The organism is Amycolatopsis sp. cmx-4-61, assembly GCF_046548775.1.
Classification (GTDB): Bacteria; Actinomycetota; Actinomycetes; order Mycobacteriales; family Pseudonocardiaceae; genus Amycolatopsis.
This window is the reverse complement of the sequence record NZ_JAEBEI010000030.1, coordinates 66,562-84,662: the sequence shown is the minus strand read 5'-3', so window position 1 is coordinate 84,662 and position 18,101 is coordinate 66,562. Positions and strand designations below refer to the sequence as shown.

At 69.2% G+C, this 18,101-nt stretch carries 18 protein-coding genes, 4 tRNA genes and 1 pseudogene; 9 read left to right on the top strand and 14 right to left on the bottom strand.

Annotated elements, in window-relative coordinates; genetic code table 11:
- The 13 genes from ACLJOU_RS43935 to ACLJOU_RS43875 form a co-directional block, all read right to left on the bottom strand.
- Positions 1-270, bottom strand: coding sequence for a hypothetical protein (locus ACLJOU_RS43935; RefSeq protein ID WP_410575218.1), 270 nt, complete (start codon positions 268-270; stop codon positions 1-3).
- 32 nt (positions 271-302) lie between these two features.
- Positions 303-560: a hypothetical protein gene (locus tag ACLJOU_RS43930; protein ID WP_410575217.1), complete on the bottom strand. Its 258-nt coding sequence runs from the start codon at positions 558-560 to the stop codon at positions 303-305.
- Positions 557-826 (bottom strand): hypothetical protein, encoded by a 270-nt coding sequence (locus tag ACLJOU_RS43925; protein WP_410575216.1) that lies wholly within the window; start codon positions 824-826, stop codon positions 557-559. Before ACLJOU_RS43925 ends, ACLJOU_RS43930 begins: the two co-directional genes overlap by 4 nt.
- 1 nt (position 827) lies before the next feature.
- Complete coding sequence (locus tag ACLJOU_RS43920) at positions 828-1,310, bottom strand: NUDIX hydrolase (RefSeq protein ID WP_410575215.1); 483 nt, start codon at positions 1,308-1,310, stop codon at positions 828-830.
- The gene (locus ACLJOU_RS43915; RefSeq protein WP_410575233.1) at positions 1,307-2,452 is read right to left on the bottom strand and encodes a glycosyltransferase family 4 protein; all 1,146 of its coding nucleotides are present in this window, start codon (positions 2,450-2,452) and stop codon (positions 1,307-1,309) included. Before ACLJOU_RS43915 ends, ACLJOU_RS43920 begins: the two co-directional genes overlap by 4 nt.
- An 18-nt stretch (positions 2,453-2,470) precedes the next feature.
- Positions 2,471-3,388, bottom strand: a complete 918-nt coding sequence (locus tag ACLJOU_RS43910; protein WP_410575214.1) for a phosphatidylinositol mannoside acyltransferase — start codon at positions 3,386-3,388, stop codon at positions 2,471-2,473.
- Positions 3,389-3,461: 73 nt separating this feature from the next.
- Positions 3,462-4,085: a phosphatidylinositol phosphate synthase gene (gene pgsA / locus ACLJOU_RS43905; protein WP_410575213.1), complete on the bottom strand. Its 624-nt coding sequence runs from the start codon at positions 4,083-4,085 to the stop codon at positions 3,462-3,464.
- An 89-nt stretch (positions 4,086-4,174) separates the two neighbouring features.
- Positions 4,175-4,696 carry a MarR family winged helix-turn-helix transcriptional regulator gene (locus ACLJOU_RS43900; RefSeq protein WP_410575212.1) on the bottom strand — a complete coding sequence of 174 codons (522 nt, stop codon included), beginning with the start codon at positions 4,694-4,696 and terminating at the stop codon, positions 4,175-4,177.
- A gap of 62 nt (positions 4,697-4,758) precedes the next feature.
- Positions 4,759-5,301 carry an HIT family protein gene (locus tag ACLJOU_RS43895; protein ID WP_410575211.1) on the bottom strand — a complete coding sequence of 181 codons (543 nt, stop codon included), beginning with the start codon at positions 5,299-5,301 and terminating at the stop codon, positions 4,759-4,761.
- Positions 5,298-7,334 carry a threonine--tRNA ligase gene (thrS, locus tag ACLJOU_RS43890; RefSeq protein ID WP_410575210.1) on the bottom strand — a complete coding sequence of 679 codons (2,037 nt, stop codon included), beginning with the start codon at positions 7,332-7,334 and terminating at the stop codon, positions 5,298-5,300. Before thrS ends, ACLJOU_RS43895 begins: the two co-directional genes overlap by 4 nt.
- 134 nt (positions 7,335-7,468) lie before the next feature.
- Complete coding sequence (locus ACLJOU_RS43885; protein WP_410575209.1) at positions 7,469-8,083, bottom strand: malonic semialdehyde reductase; 615 nt, start codon at positions 8,081-8,083, stop codon at positions 7,469-7,471.
- Between the two features lie 376 nt (positions 8,084-8,459).
- Positions 8,460-9,983, bottom strand: coding sequence for a sugar transferase (locus ACLJOU_RS43880; RefSeq protein ID WP_410575208.1), 1,524 nt, complete (start codon positions 9,981-9,983; stop codon positions 8,460-8,462).
- A gap of 750 nt (positions 9,984-10,733) precedes the next feature.
- Positions 10,734-10,805 (bottom strand) — tRNA-Val (locus ACLJOU_RS43875).
- A gap of 390 nt (positions 10,806-11,195) precedes the next feature.
- Here ACLJOU_RS43875 and ACLJOU_RS43870 point away from each other — a divergent pair.
- From ACLJOU_RS43870 to ACLJOU_RS43855, 4 genes are all read left to right on the top strand, one after another.
- Positions 11,196-11,621 carry an SsgA family sporulation/cell division regulator gene (locus ACLJOU_RS43870; RefSeq protein ID WP_013227152.1) on the top strand — a complete coding sequence of 142 codons (426 nt, stop codon included), beginning with the start codon at positions 11,196-11,198 and terminating at the stop codon, positions 11,619-11,621.
- A gap of 104 nt (positions 11,622-11,725) precedes the next feature.
- Positions 11,726-11,798: transfer RNA gene (locus tag ACLJOU_RS43865), tRNA-Gly, on the top strand.
- A gap of 24 nt (positions 11,799-11,822) precedes the next feature.
- Positions 11,823-11,893, top strand: a tRNA-Cys gene (locus ACLJOU_RS43860).
- Position 11,894: 1 nt separating this feature from the next.
- A tRNA-Val gene (locus tag ACLJOU_RS43855) sits at positions 11,895-11,969 on the top strand.
- A gap of 49 nt (positions 11,970-12,018) precedes the next feature.
- On the opposite strand, the pseudogene ACLJOU_RS43850 reads toward ACLJOU_RS43855, so the two are convergent.
- Positions 12,019-12,658, bottom strand: a pseudogene (locus ACLJOU_RS43850) (integrase); the annotation flags it as partial.
- 540 nt (positions 12,659-13,198) lie between these two features.
- Here ACLJOU_RS43850 and ACLJOU_RS43845 point away from each other — a divergent pair.
- The 5 genes from ACLJOU_RS43845 to ACLJOU_RS43825 all read left to right on the top strand — a co-directional run bounded on the left by ACLJOU_RS43845 (position 13,199) and on the right by ACLJOU_RS43825 (position 17,991).
- Entirely contained in the window at positions 13,199-14,170 is a 972-nt protein-coding gene (locus tag ACLJOU_RS43845) for a hypothetical protein (RefSeq protein ID WP_410575207.1), read from the top strand.
- A 211-nt stretch (positions 14,171-14,381) separates the two neighbouring features.
- Positions 14,382-14,618 (top strand): hypothetical protein, encoded by a 237-nt coding sequence (locus tag ACLJOU_RS43840; protein WP_410575206.1) that lies wholly within the window; start codon positions 14,382-14,384, stop codon positions 14,616-14,618.
- Between the two features lie 149 nt (positions 14,619-14,767).
- On the top strand, positions 14,768-15,361 hold the full coding sequence (locus ACLJOU_RS43835; RefSeq protein ID WP_410575205.1) for an ATP-binding cassette domain-containing protein: 594 nt from the start codon (positions 14,768-14,770) through the stop codon (positions 15,359-15,361).
- The gene (locus tag ACLJOU_RS43830; RefSeq protein WP_410575204.1) at positions 15,243-15,602 is read left to right on the top strand and encodes an ATP-binding cassette domain-containing protein; all 360 of its coding nucleotides are present in this window, start codon (positions 15,243-15,245) and stop codon (positions 15,600-15,602) included. Before ACLJOU_RS43835 ends, ACLJOU_RS43830 begins: the two co-directional genes overlap by 119 nt.
- A 97-nt stretch (positions 15,603-15,699) precedes the next feature.
- Entirely contained in the window at positions 15,700-17,991 is a 2,292-nt protein-coding gene (locus tag ACLJOU_RS43825) for a hypothetical protein (protein WP_410575203.1), read from the top strand.
- Positions 17,992-18,101: the final 110 nt, after the last annotated feature.

Genomic DNA, 18,101 nt, shown 5'->3' with positions numbered 1-18,101 from the left:
TCAGCCGCCGACCTGCTCGCCCACCGTCACGCGGAACTGCCACACGTCCGTCCTGCCCTTGACCAGCACCAGGTAGCCGTCGCCGACCCGCAGCACGACCCGCTTCTGCGGCGACGACGGCCGCGGCGGCCGGTGCTGCTTGGCCAGCAGGTACGCCTCGTCGAACGCGGTGTCGCGATCCGCGTACCCCGCCGCGTCGGCGACTCCCCAGCCCCGGCCGTCGCCCGCGCCGCCCTGCTCTTCGATGACCACCCACCACGTCGAACCCATGCCGGTCCGACGCGGCCGGGCCGCGGCCGGTTTCAGATTTCTTCGACGACGCTCAGCCGGAAGTGGAACGTCGACGTCCGGCCCTCGACGATGACCAGGTAGCCGCCCGGGCCGCGCAGCACCTTCCGCGCCTTCGGCGACCACGGGTAGGCCGGCTGGTACTCGCGGGCCAGGCGCAGGGCCTCGGCCTCGGCGGTCTCCCGATCGGGATGCGGAAACGTCTCCGACAGCGACCAGCTCCGGCTGTCGCCCATGCCGCGCTGCTCCTCGACGACCACCCACCAGCTCATTCCGGTTCCGCCACGGTCTCGCCGAGCGTCACGCGGAAGTGGAACGTCGCGGTCCGGCCGGTCGCGATGACGAGGTAGCCGTCGCCGACCCGCAGCACCTTCCGCTCCTTCACGGCCGACGGGTGCACCGGCTCGTGCGAGAACGCCAGCCGCCGCGCCACCTCGTCGGCGTGCTCGCGGTCGGGTCCCGCCGGTTTCGTCCTGGTGACGTTCCAGGCGCGCGCATCACCACCGCCGCGCTGCTCCTCGACGACCACCCACCACACGTCAGACCTCCGGCTCGGCGAATTCGAAGTACTCCGGCAACGGCGCGGTGCCCGCGAGGCGGAAGTACCGCACCTTCCGCCGCCGCCGCAGGCGCAGCGTGTCGCGGACGGCGTCGTTGTGGACGCGGCGGGCGATCACCACCCGGTGCTCGGCGTCGGTGAGCTCCTCGGCCAGCTCGGCGGGCAGGCACGTCCGGTCGACGCGGCTGAGCTGCAGCGTCAGGTCGCCCTCTTCGGCCTCGCGGTCCGCCCGCGGCGCCGCTTCGGCGCGTTCGGCCGAAGTGCGCAGCTCGGTGTCGCCCAGGACCACCGCGACCGCGCGGGCGACGACCGCCCGGCGCGCCAAGGCCGCCTCCAGCGCGGCCCAGCCGGCGTCGGTGCGGATGTGCAGCCGGTCGAGCCGGTTCGCCGTCGCCACCAGGAAGAGCCCGCCCAGCACGACGATCGCCGCCAGCACCGGGAGCAGCCAGCCGAGCACGCTCACCGGGCGAGCTCCCGCTCCGGCGCCGCCACCCGCCGCGGGTCGGCCGCGACGGCCGTCTCGTAGACGCGCAGCACCTGGGTGGCCACCACCGACCAGTCGTACATCGTGACGCGCTCCCCCGCCGCCGCGGCGAGTGACGCCCGGCGCGCCGGGTCGCCGAGCAGCTCGCGCAGCCCGTTCGCGAGCGCGGCCGGGTCGCCGGTCTCGACGAGCAGCCCGGCGCGGCCGTCGTCGAGCACCCGCCGGAACGAGTCGAGCCCGCTGGCCAGCACCGGCGTCCCGGCCGCCATCGCCTCGGTGAGGATCATCCCGAAGCTCTCGCCGCCGGTGTTGGGCGCGCAGTAGACGTCGACGCTGCGCAGCGCCTGGGCCTTCACGTGGTCGTCGACCTGGCCCAGCAGCTCCAGGTGCGGGGCCAGCTCCGGCCCGGCGTCGCGCCGCAGCTGCTCTTCGTCGCCGCGGCCGACCACGACCAGCCGCAGGTCCTCGAAGTCCGGCAGGATCCGCCGCAGCGCCTCCAGCAGCACGCCCATCCCCTTGCGCGGCTCGCCGAACCGGCCGACGAACCCGACCGTGCCACCGGCCCGCGGGTAGCCCGGCAGCGGCACCGCCGAGGAGAAGAACCCGACGTCGACGCCGTTGGGGATCTCCACGGCGTCACCGCCGGCGTGCTCGACCTGCACCCGGCGGGCCAGCGCGGACACCGCGATCCGCGCGGTGATCTTCTCCAGCAACGGCCGCAGCACCGGCTGGAACGCCGAGAGCGTGCGCGAACGCGTGGTCGCGGTGTGGAACGTCGCCACGATCGGGCCGTCCGCGATCAGCAGCGCCAGCAGCGACAGGCTGGGCGCGGCGGGCTCGTGCAGGTGCAGGACGTCGAAGTCGCCGTCGCGGATCCAGCGCCGCACCCGCGCGTAGGAAACCGGGCCGAACTGCAGCCGCGCGACCGAGCCGTTGTACGGGATGCCGAGCGCCTTGCCCGCCGGGTGCACGAACTCCGGCAGCTCGGCGTCCTCGTCCGCGGGCGCCAGCACGGACACCTGGTGGCCGCGCGCGAGCAGCGCCTTCGTCAGGTCGATGACGTGCCCCTGCACCCCGCCGGGCACGTCGAAGGAGTAGGGGCAGACGATCCCGACCCGCATCGGCCGCGTGGCCACCGCTCAGCTCGCTTCTTCGAGGCTGACCCGCTCGCCGGCCTCGAGGTCGGCGGGCCAGAACTTCTGCACCATGTGCCAGTCGGCCGGGTGCGCGGCGATGTCGCCGGCGAAGATGTCGGCCAGTGCCTGGGTCGCGGCCGGGACCTCGGCCCGCGCGGTGACCCGGATGCGCGGGTGCAGCCGGATCTGCCAGCCGTCCTCGGTGAACCAGCAGCCCGCCGGGATCAGGGCCGCGCCGGTCGTCGCGGCCAGCCGCGCCGGGCCGCCGGGCAGCCGGGCCGGTTCGCCGAAGAACTTCACCGGGATGCCGCTTGTGGTCAGGTCGCGGTCGCCGACCAGGCAGACCGCCTTGTTCTCCCGCAGGCGCTTGAGCAGCACGCGCATCGCGGAGCTGTCGCCGGTGAGCGGCACGATCTCGAAGCCGAGGGACTCCCGGTACTCGACGAACCGGCGGTAGAGCGACTCGGGCTTGAGCCGTTCGGCCACGGTCGTGAAGCCGCCGAGGTAGTCGGCCAGCCACACGCCGGCGACGTCCCAGTTGCCGCTGTGCGGCAGCGCCATCACCGCGCCGTTGCCCTCGGCCAGCGCCGCGTCGAGGTTCTCCACGCCGGTGATCGACGCCGCGACCTTGGCGCTGACCTCCTTGTGGTCCATCGACGGGAGCCGGAACGTCTCGTGCCAGTACCGGGCGTACGAGCGCATCGCACGCCGCGTCAGTTCGTCGAGCTCGACCGGGTCGGCCTGCGGCACCACGCGGGCGAGGTTCGCGCGCAGCTGCCGCACGCCCCCGCCGTCGTGGCGGACGGCGAGGTCCGCGCCGAGCGAGAAGACCGCGCCGCCGAACCCGGCGGGCAGCCAGCCGGCGAGCTTCCACCCGGCCGCGTAGCCGAAGGCGCTCAGCCGCTCGCCCAGCTTGCTCATGCGCCCGCCTCGCTGACGCTCGGCCCGCCCGGAGCCGAAGGCGCAGTGTCGAACGATTCGTTCGCAGGCTCACTCATGCCGGCTGCTCCCCGGCGGCTTCCCGGGCCGCCTTGGCGACGGCGGCGAAGCGCTGCAGCAGCGTGATCACGGACCCGGCGGCGAGCAGCCAGAGCGTCACGTCCACGGTGTACGGGATGCCGAAGCCGTGCAGCCCGGTGCCGACGAGGGCGATGATCAGCCGCTCGGCGCGTTCGACGAGGCCGCCGTCGACCGGCAGGCCGGAGGCGTCGGCGCGGGCCTTGACGTAGGAGATGACCTGGGCGAGGACCAGGCAGAGCAGGGCCGCGGCGGCGGCCGGGTGGTTGTCGTCGACGACGAAGCACCACCAGGCGATGGCCGCGAACAGGGCGCCGTCCACCAGCCGGTCGCAGGTCGCGTCGAGCACCGCGCCGAACGGGGTGCCGTAGCCGCGGGCGCGGGCCATCGCCCCGTCGAGCAGGTCGAGCATGGCGAAGCCCCACACCGTGAAGGTGCCCCAGAGGAGGTAGCCGTTCGGGAAGAAGGCCAGGGCGCAGACGACCGCGCCGGCGGTGCCGAGCACGGTCATCACGTTCGGGGTCAGCCCGGCGCGGACCAGCGCCTGGCCGATCGGGTCGGTGACGCGGGAAACGGAGGCACGCGCGAAGATATTGAGCATCGGTTCGTCTGAGGCACCTGGCTACGAGGGTCGGGTGGGCGAATGCAGCCTATCCACCCGCCTCGGCGAACCCGACGCGCCGCCCCCGGTCAGCGCGATTTCGTGAGTTCGCCCTCGTGCTCGCGCGCCTCTTCGGCGGCCGCGGCGGCGGCGCACTTCGGCGAGAGCTGACGGCGGATCGCCGCGCTGATCTCGCCGAGCGCCGTCACCTGCTCCGGCGTCAGCGGGTCGAACAGGCTTTCGCGGACGGCCTCGACGTGCCCCGGCGCGGCCGCTTCGAGCGCGGCGAAGCCGTCGTCGGTCAGCACCGCCCAAGCTCCGCGCTTGTCGGTGGGGCACGCCTCGCGCCGCACCCACCCGTTCGCCTCCAGCCGCGCGACGGCGTGCGAAAGGCGGCTCCGGGACGCTTGGCGCGCGTCGGCGAGCTCGCTCATCCGCAGCCGGCGGCCGGGCGCCTCGGAGAGGGCGACGAGGACTTCGTAGTAGGTGTGCGGCATGCCCGAGTCGTGCTGCAGCTGCCCCTCGAGGTGCGCGCTGAGCATGCGGGTGGCCGCGTTGAACTCGCGCCAGACGCGCTGTTCGTGGTCGCTGAGCCAGCGGGTTCCGGACATGACCCCATCATACTCTCGGTTGAACACTCAATCAGGAGTTCTTGCCGGTCAGCGCTCCGGGGTCACCAGGCGTCGGCCAGCATGTCCCGCGTTTCGCCCAGCAGCTGCGGCAGCACCTTCGTCCGGCCGATCACCGGCATGAAGTTGGCGTCCCCGCCCCACCGCGGCACCAGGTGCTGGTGCAGGTGCGCGGCGATCCCCGCGCCCGCGATGTGCCCCTGGTTCAGGCCGATGTTGAACCCGTGGGCGCCGGACACCGCCCGGATCACCGTCATCGCGTGCTGCGTGAACTCGGCGACCTCGCGCGTCTCCTCGACCGTCAGCTCGGTGTAGTCCGCGACGTGCCGGTACGGCACCACCATCAGGTGCCCCGGGTTGTAGGGGTACAGGTTGAGCACCGCGAAGACGACCTCGCCGCGGGCGACGATCAGGCCGGTCTTGTCGTCCAGCGAGGGGATCCGGCAGAACGGGCAGCCGGGTTCGTCGTCGCCGTCCGGCTTGTCCTGGCCCTTGATGTAGGCCATCCGGTGCGGGGTCCAGAGCCGCTGGAAGGCGTCCTGGACCCCGATGCCCTGCTGCTCGACGAACTCGGGACCGTCGCTCACCGAACGACCGTCTCCAGCGCCTCGGCCGACGGCGACGCGTTCTCGCGGCGCGCGGCCCACTCGGCGATCGCCTCGACCGCCTTTTCCACCGGCACGCCGTTGATCTGACCGCCGTCGCGGAAGCGGAACGACACCGCGCCCGCCTCTACGTCCTTCGCTCCGGCCAGCAGCATGAACGGCACCTTCTGCGTGGTGTGCGTCCGGATCTTCTTCTGCATCCGGTCGTCGCTCGCGTCGACCTCGGCGCGGATTCCCTTGGCGCGCAACGCCTTCTCGACGTCCTGCAGGTACTCGACCTGGTCGGCGGTGATCGGGATGCCGACCACCTGCACCGGGGAGAGCCACGCCGGGAACGCGCCCGCGTAGTGCTCGGTCAGCACGCCGAAGAAGCGCTCGATCGAGCCGAAGAGCGCGCGGTGGATCATGATCGGCCGCTGGCGCGAGCCGTCCGGCGCGGTGTACTCGAGCTCGAACCGCTTGTTCTGGTTGAAGTCCAGCTGGATGGTCGACATCTGCCAGGTGCGGCCGATGGCGTCCTTCGCCTGCACGGAGATCTTCGGGCCGTAGAAGGCCGCGCCGCCCGGGTCCGGGACCAGCTCGAGGCCGGAGTCGATCGCGGCCTGCCGCAGCGTCTCGGTGGCCTCCTCCCACTCCCAGTCCTCGCCGATGAACTTGTCGGAGTCACCGCGGGTGGACAGCTCGAGGTAGAAGTCGGAAAGGCCGTAGTCGGCGAGCAGGTCGAGGACGAACTTCAGCAGGGACTTGAGCTCGCCCGGCATCTGCTCCTTGGTGCAGTAGATGTGCGAGTCGTCCATCGTCAGCCCGCGCACGCGGGTGAGGCCGTGCACGACGCCCGACTTCTCGTAGCGGTAGACGGTGCCGAACTCGAACAGCCGCAGCGGCAGCTCGCGGTAGGACCGTCCGCGCGAGCGGAAGATCAGGTTGTGCATCGGGCAGTTCATCGCCTTGAGGTAGTAGTTCTCCTCGTCGAACTGCACCGGCGGGAACATCGTGTCCGCGTAGTACGGCAGGTGGCCGGAGGTGTGGAACAGCTCGCCCTTGCTGATGTGCGGGGTGTTCACGAACTCGTAGCCGGCCTCCTCGTGGCGGCGGCGCGAGTAGTTCTCCAGCTCACGGCGGATGATGCCGCCCTTGGGGTGGAACACCGGCAGGCCGGAACCGATCTCCTCGGGGAAGGAGAACAGGTCCAGCTCGGCACCGAGCTTGCGGTGGTCGCGGCGCTCGGCCTCGGCGATGCGCTCCAGGTACGCGTCCTGGGCCTCGGCCGACTCCCACGCCGTGCCGTAGATCCGCTGCAGCTGCGGGTTCTTCTCGCTCCCCCGCCAGTACGCGGCGGCGACGCGGGTCAGCTTGAACGCCGGGATGAACTTCGTCGTCGGCACGTGCGGGCCGCGGCAGAGGTCACTCCAGACCCGTTCCTTGGTGCGCGGGTCGAGGTTGTCGTAGATGGTGAGTTCGCCCTCGCCGACCTCCATCACCTCGGAGGTGTCCACGGTGTCCTTTTCGGACTTCAGATCGACCAGCTCGAGCTTGAACGGCTCGTCCGCCAGTTCCTTCTTGGCTTCGTCGACGGAGTCGAAAACGCGCCGCGAGAACTGCTGCGCGCCCTTCACGATCTGCTTCATGCGCTTTTCGAGCGCCTGCAGGTCCTCCGGGGTGAACGGCTTGTCGACGGCGAAGTCGTAGTAGAAACCGTCCTTCACCGGCGGGCCGATGCCCAGCTTGGCGTCCGGGAACTGCTGCTGCACGGCCTGGGCGAGCACGTGCGCCGCCGAGTGGCGGATCACGCTGCGCCCGTCTTCGGTGTTCGCGGCGACCGGCTCGACCTCGGCGTCGGCTTCGGGAGCCCAGGCGAGGTCGCGCAGTTTCCCGTCGGCGTCGCGCACGACGACGATCGTGTCCTCGCCCTTGGTCGGCAGGCCGGCCTCGCGGACCGCCGCGCCCGCCGTAGTGCCCGCCGGTACCACCACGCGGGAGGCGGCCACGGGGGAAACGGGGGGCGACTGGGACACGATCGGCTCCTCAAGCTGGAGTGACAGAGATGACGTCGTCGATGCTAGTCGTCGGCCCCCGCGCGCCTCACGCGCGTCGCGCGAACGCCGGGCAGGCCGCTCCCGGAATCCGGGAGCGGCCTGCCCGGCCGTGCTCAGAGGGTTTCGACGACCTGCTCGAAGTCAAGCCGCGGCAGGCGGTCGAACCACGGGTTCTCGCCGGGCTTGCCGACGTTGACGACGACAAGCGAGCGCCACTTCTTGTCCGCGAAGAACTCGTCGTCGACGCCCTGGGCGTCGAAGCCGGTCATCGGGCCGGCGGCCAGGCCGGCGGCGCGGACGCCGATGATGAAGTAGCCGACCTGCAGCAGCGAGTTCAGCTTCGAGAACTCGACGCGGCCCTGTTCGTCGGCGAAGTTGTCCTTGACCCCGGGGTTGTGCGGGAACACCTGGGGGATGTTTTCGTGGAAGTCGACGTCCGCGGCGAGCACGACGGTCAGCGGAGCGGCTTCGGTCTTGCCGCGGTTGCCCGGCGACATGTGCGGCAGCAGGCGGGCCTTCGCCTCGGCGGTCCGGAGCACCAGCGCGCGCAGCGGCTGGGTGTTCATCGACGTCGGGGCCCACTTGACGAGGTCGTAGATCGCGCGGACCTGCTCCTCGGTCACCGGCTCGGAGCTGAAACTGTTGGCCGTGCGGGCCTCGCGGAACAGCAGGTTCTGGACGTCCGCGGGGAGTGCGAGGGCTTCGGTCTGCTCGGCAAAGGTGGTCATGGGGCTGGGCTTCCTTCCGTTGGGTCGGTAGCCGGTCCAACCAAGTTGAGCGTTGAACTATTTCCCGGTCGCCACCGCCCGTGTGGTGACGTGGACCACAGGCGGGCTCACCGGCTGTCGGAGGCCGTCACCCGAGCGGGTGACCGACGGCCGGGCGCCGGTAACCCGCGCGAACGGGCCATTCCGCGGTGCCCCGTGGGCCAGGGCGCCGGGGGCGAACAGGCGCACCGGGGCGGCTCGGTGGTCCAGGAGCACGGCGAGGCCGCCGAGCGCGGTTGCGCGGCGCAGTCGGGCCCGGGAGGCCGGGAACGGGCACGGCCGCCGGCTCCCCGCGTCGGGAGTCGGCGGCCGTGGTGCGCGGCGCGGCGGAAGCGGGTCAGTAGGCGCCGTGCCCGCCCATCACCGCGCGGAACGTCTTCCAGAGGATCACCAGGTCCAGGGCGAGCGACCAGTCCTCGACGTACCGCAGGTCGAGCCGGATGCTCTCCGCCCACGTCAGGTCGCTGCGCCCGCTGACCTGCCAGAGGCCGGTGAGGCCCGGCTTGACGAGCAGCCGGCGGCGGGCGTCGGGCGCGTACTGCTCGGTCTCCTCCGGCAGCGGCGGCCGCGGGCCCACGAGCGACATCTTCCCGGACACGACGTTGAACAGCTGCGGCACTTCGTCGAGCGAATACCGGCGCAGGAAACCACCCACGCGGGTGATACGCGGGTCGCGCTTCATCTTGAAGAGCGGGCCCGCGCCTTCGTTGTCCGCGGCGAGGGCCTGCTTGATTTCGTCGGCGTTGGTGACCATCGTCCGGAACTTCAGCATGGTGAACGTCGCGCCGTCGCGGCCGACGCGGCGCTGCCGGTAGATCACCGGGCCGCCGTCGCTCAGCTTGATGGCGACGGCGATCGCCAGCAGCAGCGGGGACAGCAGGGTCAGCAGCAGGGCCGAGCCGCAGCGGTCGACGATCTCCTTCACCACGCGGCGGCCGCCGGTGAACATCGGCGCGGTGACCCGCAGCAGGGGCATGCCGAGCACGCCGGTGACGTTGAGCCGGGGCCCGGCGACCTCCATCAGGACGGGCGCGACGACCATCTCCGCGCCGGTGCCTTCCATGTCCCAGGCCAGCCGCTGCAGCCGCTTCGGCGTCCAGTACTGGTCGGCGGTGATGGCCACGACCCGGTAGCCGCCGCGGCGGACGTGCCGGGACAGCTCCTCCAGCCGGCCGACGACCGGGACGCCGTCGATCTCGCCGCTGTCGCGGTCTTCGCCGTGGCCGCTGAACGTGCAAGCGGCCTCGACGCGCCAGCCGACGTGCACCTCGGAGCGGGTGCGGGCGATCAGGTCGGCGACGGTTTCCGGGCTGCCCGCGGCCATCACCGGCAGCAGGCAGAGTCCCTTGGCGCGCTTGCGGTGCAGCACCTGGCGCAGCAGGTAGCGCTGCGGGAAGGCCACCAGCGCGATGGCCGGGACGACGACGAACACCCAGACCTGGACCTCGAGCGCGCCGAACAGCAGGCCGCCCAGCGCAACCAGGACGGCGGCGGTGATGAAGCCGCGGCCGAGGGTGCGGTACTCCTCCGCGCCTTCGCCGAGCACGCGCGGGCTCCAGGCCCGGCTGGCGGGCAGCGAGACGAACACCGCGAGCATCGTGCCGAAGGCGTGCATGTCGTGCGGGGCAACGCGATCGATGACGAACGCGCTGATCGCGATCACCAGCAGCGTGATGAAGACGTCGCTGCCGATGACCCAGGCTCTGTACCGCGCTTCCCAGGCCGCGGGCCACGCCTTGGCCGACGGACCGCCGGCTTCGCCGGGGTGGTCGTCCCGCTTGGCGGGACGCGGGATGGCCTGGAGGTCGATGTGCGGCGGTGGCTGGCTCACCGTGTACGAAGGCCGCACCGACTCTTCCATCTGACCTCCCGGGAACTGGATCGAGTTGAGCCGCAGGCACGCAGCGTCACCGGAGATGATTTCGGAGAGTCAACTGCATCTCAGTGGTCGCGCAGAGCCCGCGGAGGCTTCACACGGCAAGTTATCGGCGACTCTCTCAGCAGTGTTACAAGGGATTTCCAGCCACATGCTGCGTGCCATCCCCGCCAGAAAATGGCCGGAAGATAACAAGATGACGACGATGGGCGCGTCGCTGTATCCCCACGAAAACTACGTTGAGTAACGAATATGACGATGCCCGCACCCGGGTGGACCAAGCTCGGCCGAACGGCCCAGCGACGGGTTCGGGAATCTACTGTGGACACTGTGGGGCCCGGGTGGTCCACAGTGGACCACGTGGGCCGGCGAGCGGCGGGCGGCGGACACCGACAGTGACATTCGCCGCTGCGGCGTCACGCATGCCGGTTCCGGCCATGTCGCCGCACCGCGTCAGAACAACGCGACGTGCCGAGGATCACATCGGACCTCCCGCGGGGCGACGTTCGACAGAAAACCGCCGTGGCGGCAGGGTTCGAAGGCACGTTCGGCGGGCCCCGGCGGCGGGGGCGCGAACCGCTCTCGTGAGCTCATACGCACGATTCGAACGGACCGTTCACTCCGGTTCGGGTGCGCGCCCGGTCTCGGTGCGGAAATGCGGTCCGTCCAGGGAACGCGGCGACGGCGGCAACGAAAAAAGCCCCGTCCGCGGTTCGGCGAACAGGGGCTCTCGGGTGGGCGATACTGGGATCGAACCAGTGACCTCTTCGGTGTGAACGAAGCGCTCTCCCGCTGAGCTAATCGCCCGCTCGCGGTGTTGCCGGCAACTCTAGCGTACGACTTTCAGGCGCCTGCAAACGGGTGGTCCTGTCCGACCACACTCCGCTTACCGGCGAGTACGGAACGCACAACCCCGAGCTAGCCGGGGTTGCGCGTGCCGGGGGCCGCCTGACGCCACGTTCGACATCCGTGCGACGGTGCTATCGCCCGGCGACTAAACCGCGCAGTATGGAGGCGTGGGCCCCGCGGGGCGCGCCGGTCAGTTGCGCGCCGTGGGTGGTCACGGGTGGAGAAGGGGGCCGAAGAGCCCGGACGGGTGATCTGCGGCGCACCCGCGACGGAATCGGCCTCCTGATGCGTCCAAGCAGTGACGCCCTCGGCCGGGCCGGGCCGGGAAGGGAGACGAAGGGTAGGACGATGCGCAACGATCACGTGACGCTCCGCTCGACGGCGGTCTTCGACCTGCTGGCGCCGCGGACTCCCGCGGTTCCGGTCAAGGTGGAGCTGCGCTACGACACACGCGACCCGTACGCGGTCGTCGCCGCCTTCCGCACCGGCCGCGCCGGCTGGGTCGAGTGGGTGTACGCCCGCGACCTCCTCGCGGACGGCCTCCTGGCCGACGCGGGTGACGGGGACGTCCGCATCCGCCCGTCGGTCGAGGACCCCGAAGCGGTCCTGATCGAGCTGAACTCGCCCTCCGGGCACGCCATGTTCGAGGCGTCCGCCCAGGAGCTGGCCGACTTCCTCGACCGGACGTACGACGTGGTGCTCCCGGGCAACGAGCACCTGTGGGTCGACGTCGACGACGCCCTGACCCACCTCATCCCGCACGATCTGGCCTGATGACGGGCCCGCAACGGCGGAGTGACACCCCGGTGTCGGACGGGTTTTCGGGGTCCGATATGGTTTTCCCACACCACGGCGACGGGTTCCCGGAGCTGCGGAGTGCGGATGTAGCGCAGCTGGTAGCGCATCACCTTGCCAAGGTGAGGGTCGCGGGTTCGAATCCCGTCATCCGCTCGGTAGGCTCTCGGGCCTAGTCACGGTGGAGTGGCCGAGAGGCGAGGCAACGGCCTGCAAAGCCGTGTACACGGGTTCGAATCCCGTCTCCACCTCGCGCGATTAGCTCAGCGGGAGAGCGCTTCCCTGACACGGAAGAGGTCACTGGTTCAATCCCAGTATCGCGCACCACATGTTTTCGCAGGTCAGAAGCCCTGTCCCTCCCCGGAGGGGCGGGGCTTCAGTCGTCAGATGGCGACGATCCGGCGACGGCCTGCGGACCTGGCCCGATCGCCCGCTGGGATCGCAGGTGCGGGAACCAGGACACCAGTTTCGCCGCTCACCCGGATACAGCGACGCCTGGGACCGCAGCCAGCGTTCCTCCAGGGCATCCAGGATCTGGTTCACCATCGCCGGGGTCACGTGGTCGTAGACGCGGGCGATCCCCTTCATCTTCTGGCCCAGCCGTGCCCGGCGGGCGACCTCCGGGATCCCGTCTTCGGTCAGCCAGGTGCTGTGGGTGTGACGGCCTTCGTGGAACGTAAAGGTTGGAAGGATCGGCGGACGCCGCTCCCCCGCCCCAGCGTCGTCGAGTTCGACCCCAGCCCATGTCGGCCGCCAGAAGCGGATCCGGAAGTTGGACCGCCGCCAGGGGTGTCCTTCCGGCGTGCACAGCACGAAGGCTCGCGGTGGCTGTCCATCAGCTCCTCGTAGAGCACCGCGATGCCGGACGGCAACGCCACGAACCTTGTACCCGCGGGCGTTTTGGTCCGCCCCTTCTTGGGCCGGGAGTTCCCGCGCCGTGTCGGCGGGCGCTGGCGGCCGTCCGAGTGGTGATGATCATCATTCCTTCGGCCTCCTTTGTAGACGTCCGAGGTGACAGCTGCAGCAACTCCCCCACCTTCTCCGCCGTCAGCAATGCATCCGGATCAGCCGACGCCTCCGGCACAGTCACGCGGACGCCTCCGCGAGCTCGCGGAGAGCGGCAGCAACAGCGTCGATCTGCCGCTGGTCATGTTCTATTTCCATCACAACCTCCAACGTTCACCATTTGAAACTCGACTCGAATCAGGAAAGTGTTCGCCGCAGCACATGTCTATCCATGCCGACAAGTGCGCCGACGGTCAATAGTTTCTCGCGGCCCAGGCAATGCGAGTCGTTCACAAGGGCCCGTGCCGAGCGGACCGTCCAACTCATGCTTGTAGGATCACATCCATGCTCCCAAATACTCGACCGGGTTGCTCGAAGGATGGGGTCGGTCGCCGTTGACCAGGCGCAACAACAAGTTCTGGCGGGTATTACCCTCGCTGCTAGTCCTCGCACTCGTCGGCGCATCGGCGATCTCCGCCTACGTTCTGTACCGCGGGGGCGTTCCGGGCTCACCCGTCGGTCCGCCAAGCCTCGCCCAAGTTCCTTCCGAAGTGAAGGTCTTCCTGCCCGCTGGAATGCACTCCCGGGTAACAACCCACGCCACGCCCTTCGTCGGGACGAGTAGCGCCGAAATCGACCTCCTCCTGGAGGTGTGGGGAGCCGATCAATCGGAAGAAGCACTGGTTGTGGTCGAAGCGTCCGGAAGTGCTAGGACCTCGCATCTGGTCCCGCGACAGTTTCGGAGTTTCCAGTACGGCTTGCAGGAAGCTCCTGTCGTGCACGGCTCCGCGACCAACGACGAAGCCACTGTCTCGGTGGTTCAACTGCCGTCCATCGACGCCTCGAAGAAGTACTTTCGAGGCGAGATCGCGCTGGAGCGGCTGGAATATCCGCTCTGGGTTCGAGATAATGCCCGTATCATCGTGCAAACCCCTTTGCTCAGTCCGATGAGGCCGTGCCCATTCCTGAAAGGAGCTGCTGCCGCAGAGGTGGCCGCCAACGATCTGACTGGGTGGGAGGCACGGAAGACCGAGTGTTCCGAGGTCCCCGACAAGCAGGTCATCCGGTTCCAACTGCTTCACAACGATGCGGCGGATCTGAAGCTCGACTTCGTCAGCTCTCCGCCGGCGACAGCCAATCCGGTGTCCTGGAGCGCCGACAAAGCACTGAACGTGCGGGCGAACCTCACGTCCATCACGGGAGAAGCCAACGCCCAACGGGCACTCTTCCTGGCCGGCGCGCTGGCCGGTCTCTCCGGCGGCTTGGTCCCGTTCCTGTTCGAGATGCTGTCTCGGGCGTTTGTCAGGAGCCGGGAGCCGGAAAGCTCGCCCGGCGACCATCGCAGGCCGCAAGAACGACTAGTTCGCGCCGCTCCTGGCGAGCCGGAATCCGTCAGTGCGCCCGGACGTTCGATCGAGCGGGATGCTCGCTCAGCTGGCGTCGTGCTCCTGCTGGTCATGCTTTCCATGGCAATAGCCTTCGTTCGCAGAAGACGTTCATCAGGGCGCAACGGCCCGACGTAGATCGAGGCGGGGGGGTGATAGTGAGGCAACTTGACAGCCAGGCGTATGGCGTTCGAACGTTCGGCGTGCGCCGAAGTGTGTCACGTTGAGGTCCAGCGCTAGGTCAAGATCATGGCGGTCAACGTCAGGTCGCGCACATCCGCTTCGAGAAGCCGCAGGGTCCTCGGCACGTCCCGGCTGCGACACGGTCCATGAGTTCGAGGACCTGCTGTTGCTGCGCCCCCAGCACCACAAGGTGGTCGACGACAACCCCGCGGCCTTTCCAATCGAGCTGCTGGAATGGTGGAAATGGGTCCAGATCGGGCAGGCCGATGACCTCGTGGCCGTCCTGCGCCAGCAGGTATCAGCCCTGACCGAGCCAGTGGCTGCGCTGAGCCACCCGGGCCAACGCTGGTCGCTACGGTCCAGCTGCTCGTCTGGCGTGGGAGCCTACGCGCGGCGGCGATGATGCCGCTGGGGCGTACCCTCGGGTCACCTTCGAGGACGTCCCTCGATCGTTTACGTTCGCCACCGAACAGATCAACCCGAACCTGCGGAGGCACCACAAACACCTCGATCGGCGTCGTCTCGGCGGCGGTTCCCGGCCCGGCGCTGGCGGTGCTGGCGCTGACGCCACTGGCGACGGCTGAGCTGGTGGCCGGCCTGCCGGAGGCGGCCCAGCGGCTGCTCGGCGCGTCGGGTTCCGCCCGCCGGCTCGCCGAGCTGGACGTCCTTCCCGCGCCTTCCGCTCCGGCCACCGCCCTCGCCCCAGCGGCCACGCAACTGGCGGCCGAGCGACTGGCGGTCCGCTGGCCGGGCGCGCCGGCCGACGCGGTCCAGGACATCGATCTGCGCCTCGGCCACGGCCGCCGACTGGCGCTGACCGGCCGTTCGGGCGCGGGCAAGAGCACGGTCATCGCGGCGTTGATGCGCTACCTCGACCCCTCGGCGGGCCGCATCTTGCTGAACGGGACGAACACCCTCACTTGCGACGGCGACTCGGTGCGGTCGCAGATCGCTTGGTGCGAGCCCGAGACGCACTTGTTCGACAGCACGCTGCGGGAGAACCTCCGCCTGGCCCGGCCGTCGGCCAGTGACGCCGAGCTGTGGACGGCGCTCGGGCGGGCTCAGCTTTCGGGGTGGCTCTCGCACCTGCCGGACGGTCTCGGACACGGCGTTGGGCACACACGGAGCGCCGGTGTCCGGAGGTGAGCGTCAGCGTCTGGGCGTGGCTCGCGCGTTGTTGTCGGACCGCCCGATCATGCTGCTGGACGAACCGACGGCCCACTTGGACGCCGCGACGGCATCGGCGTTGGCGGCCGACGTCCTGAAGTCGACGGAGGGACGCACGGCGCTGATGGTCACGCACCGGCCGCGGGAGTTCGCCGCCCTGGCCGCGATGGACCTCACAGGCTTGCCAGCGCCGGAGTCGTGCTCACCAGCGATATCGTAATAACGACGTACCCGGAGTGGTCGCACCCGCTGTCCACCAGGCAAGTCCGGCTTCCCCGAGCGCACAGCCCGGACACGGCAACGTATATCCTTGATTCATGAGCGACGAAGCAAACCGGAGGAATTTGGCCGCGTTGGTCGTCGAAGCCCTGGAAGTGGGGACCGGAAAGAACGAGCGGGACGTCATCGACGACCTGTTCGCGGCATTCGGCTTGAACTTCGCCGCTTTGGACCGCAGCATAAGCCGCCAAACTCGCGACCGCACCGAGGCTGTCCGGGAAGCTGCCGCGCGGCAGCTCGCAGGCGCCGCGCCGACAGCGGGCGCGCTACTCAACGAGGTCGTGCGATGCGGCGGCCGATTCGTGGCCATGATCGACGATGTCTACCGTCACCTGGCTCGGCACGCCACGACGACCACCGGAACCAATGACACCTTCCGCTTTCAGCGGGCGGACGTGGACGAAGACCAGCTGGTCATCAGTCCGGAATTCATCGAACGGATACGAAAACTCGAACGACAGCTCACAGCCGTCGAGTTCGGCCGGATCGACCACGCCGCACTCCAGTCGTTCGTCGGCAACGACAACGGCGAATTTTACGGAACGTGGCCGTTGCGCCCGGAAGGCGGGATACGTCTCCTGGACGGCTTGCTGGCTCTCGCCTGGGTTGGTCCCGAGATCTCGGCCCGCGCGGCCGGTTCGGCTGCTTGGGAAGCGGCTGCTGGTGCTTCAGCAGCCGCGGCGGCGGCCGGCGAACGACTGGTCACGGTTGCCCAGTGGCTGGTAAGAGCCCATATGACTCACCTCGATGTGCTGCCGAGCGACACCCTAGACGTCATTCACGAGCTGTTCGCAGGCGATGTCCCCGGCTGGGTCGCGGACGAGGCCATCCGCGAGGTCCGGCGATTTCGCACCTCGCGGATCCTCATCACCGAAATCGAGGATCACTCCGGACTCGGACTCGACGATGGGCTCCAGCCGGTCTTCGTGCCGCAATCGGACAGCTATGGGACGACAGTCGGCGCCCTGGCGGGATTCGTCGCAGGGTGGCGTCTGGGCCGCTGGAGTTCTCGATCTCGCCGTCAGCTCGAGCGCGAACTCCTTTCCGAGCCTGCCGCACTCACGCGATGGTTGACCACCTTGACCGAAGCGAGCCAGGAGGCAGCGGACTGGCTCGCCTCTGGGGTCTTCCAGCCCATCGGAAGCGTCGAGCTCACCGAGCTACTCGAATCGGTCCAAGAGTTCCTGAACCTTCCGCTTTGGCGGCGTAGACAACTGCTCTACGAAGTGTGGGTGCTCTTCGCCACGATCGACGCCTGTGAACAAAATGGCTGGGTACCGCATCTGATCGGCGCGCCCGGCGCCGACGGGATATGGACGCTGTCCAAGGGGTCCACTAACGAGCCGGCCTGCCACTTGGTGCACGGCAAGATACCGGCCCTCAAGTTGGATGTGTGGCGTGAACCCAGGCGAGAGACTGTCAATGGCGTGCTGACACCGGATGTAACAGTGTCCACTCCACCCCCGCACAGCCGGGACTTGGTCGTCGTCGAGGCCAAGGATCGCGTCAAGATGGTGCGCGGACGCCGCGACGGGAAAGTGCAGTCGCAGGCAGCTTTGTCAGTGGCTGATCGCTACGCGGTCGGCCTCCGAGCGGACGTGACTTGGGTGGTCAACCACTGCGACTACCGCCAACGCAGTAATCCCGAAGACGAGTACGGCACCGTCTGGGCGAAGATCCGACTTGCCGATCAATTTCGACCGGGCAATATCCCGTCCGCCTTCACTGAAAGCCTTCGCGTGGCGACCACCCCGCCGGGCGCAACGGCGCGAGGTCCGGTGAACGGGCTGGTACTGGTCGTGGACCGAACTAAGAGCATGACCGGCCGGCTGGCGGGGGCACGCGAGTTGCTGCTCAACGGCGTTCTCGACGCTGCATACGATGAGTTCCGCGTCATCGCCTACACCGACCATAACCGTAATGAGCCCTTCCTCGTCCGTTCCCTCGGGCCATTCCCGCACCTCGCGGATGCCCTCGTCGCTGCGGAGGAGCTTCCGGAGGCAAACGGTGGAGACGTCGAAGAGGCTCTTGAGGACGCGATGCAGCGCTGCCGAGAGCTGGTAATCGATGTCGGCCCCAGAACGGTGCTGGTCATGACCGACGCACCCGCACACGCGACCAATCAATGCCCCTATGGCATCGACATAGGGCGGGAGACGCAACACCTGCTCGATCAAGGTTGCCGCCTCTTCGTAGCAGATGACTGGAGAGACGTAGCGGATCCGTCCTGGTCCGCGGTTGCTGCCGAACCAGGCTTCGCGTCTCTGCCGCTCGCCGCGATAGTGACCCCTCATCACCACCCGACTGGCGCAGACGGGCATCACCTGTGAAGTTGCCTCAGCCCTCCCAGGTCCAGTGCCGGATCTTGTCGGCGGCCGCTTCTCGCCTTCCGCGTGCTGATCAGCACTCTTCCGGCCTCCTTTGTAGACCTTCCCGGCCA

Bases quoted from the DNA above. Each gene is read 5' to 3' on its own strand.
- ACLJOU_RS43935 (WP_410575218.1), bottom strand. From the start codon at position 270: ATGGGTTCGACGTGGTGGGTGGTCATCGAAGAGCAGGGCGGCGCGGGC.
- ACLJOU_RS43930 (WP_410575217.1), bottom strand. From the start codon at position 560: ATGAGCTGGTGGGTGGTCGTCGAGGAGCAGCGCGGCATGGGCGACAGC.
- ACLJOU_RS43915 (WP_410575233.1), bottom strand. From the start codon at position 2,452: ATGCGGGTCGGGATCGTCTGCCCCTACTCCTTCGACGTGCCCGGCGGG.
- ACLJOU_RS43910 (WP_410575214.1), bottom strand. From the start codon at position 3,388: ATGAGCAAGCTGGGCGAGCGGCTGAGCGCCTTCGGCTACGCGGCCGGG.
- pgsA (WP_410575213.1), bottom strand. From the start codon at position 4,085: ATGCTCAATATCTTCGCGCGTGCCTCCGTTTCCCGCGTCACCGACCCG.
- ACLJOU_RS43900 (WP_410575212.1), bottom strand. From the start codon at position 4,696: ATGTCCGGAACCCGCTGGCTCAGCGACCACGAACAGCGCGTCTGGCGC.
- ACLJOU_RS43885 (WP_410575209.1), bottom strand. From the start codon at position 8,083: ATGACCACCTTTGCCGAGCAGACCGAAGCCCTCGCACTCCCCGCGGAC.
- ACLJOU_RS43880 (WP_410575208.1), bottom strand. From the start codon at position 9,983: ATGGAAGAGTCGGTGCGGCCTTCGTACACGGTGAGCCAGCCACCGCCG.
- ACLJOU_RS43870 (WP_013227152.1), top strand. From the start codon at position 11,196: ATGCGCAACGATCACGTGACGCTCCGCTCGACGGCGGTCTTCGACCTG.
- ACLJOU_RS43825 (WP_410575203.1), top strand. From the start codon at position 15,700: ATGAGCGACGAAGCAAACCGGAGGAATTTGGCCGCGTTGGTCGTCGAA.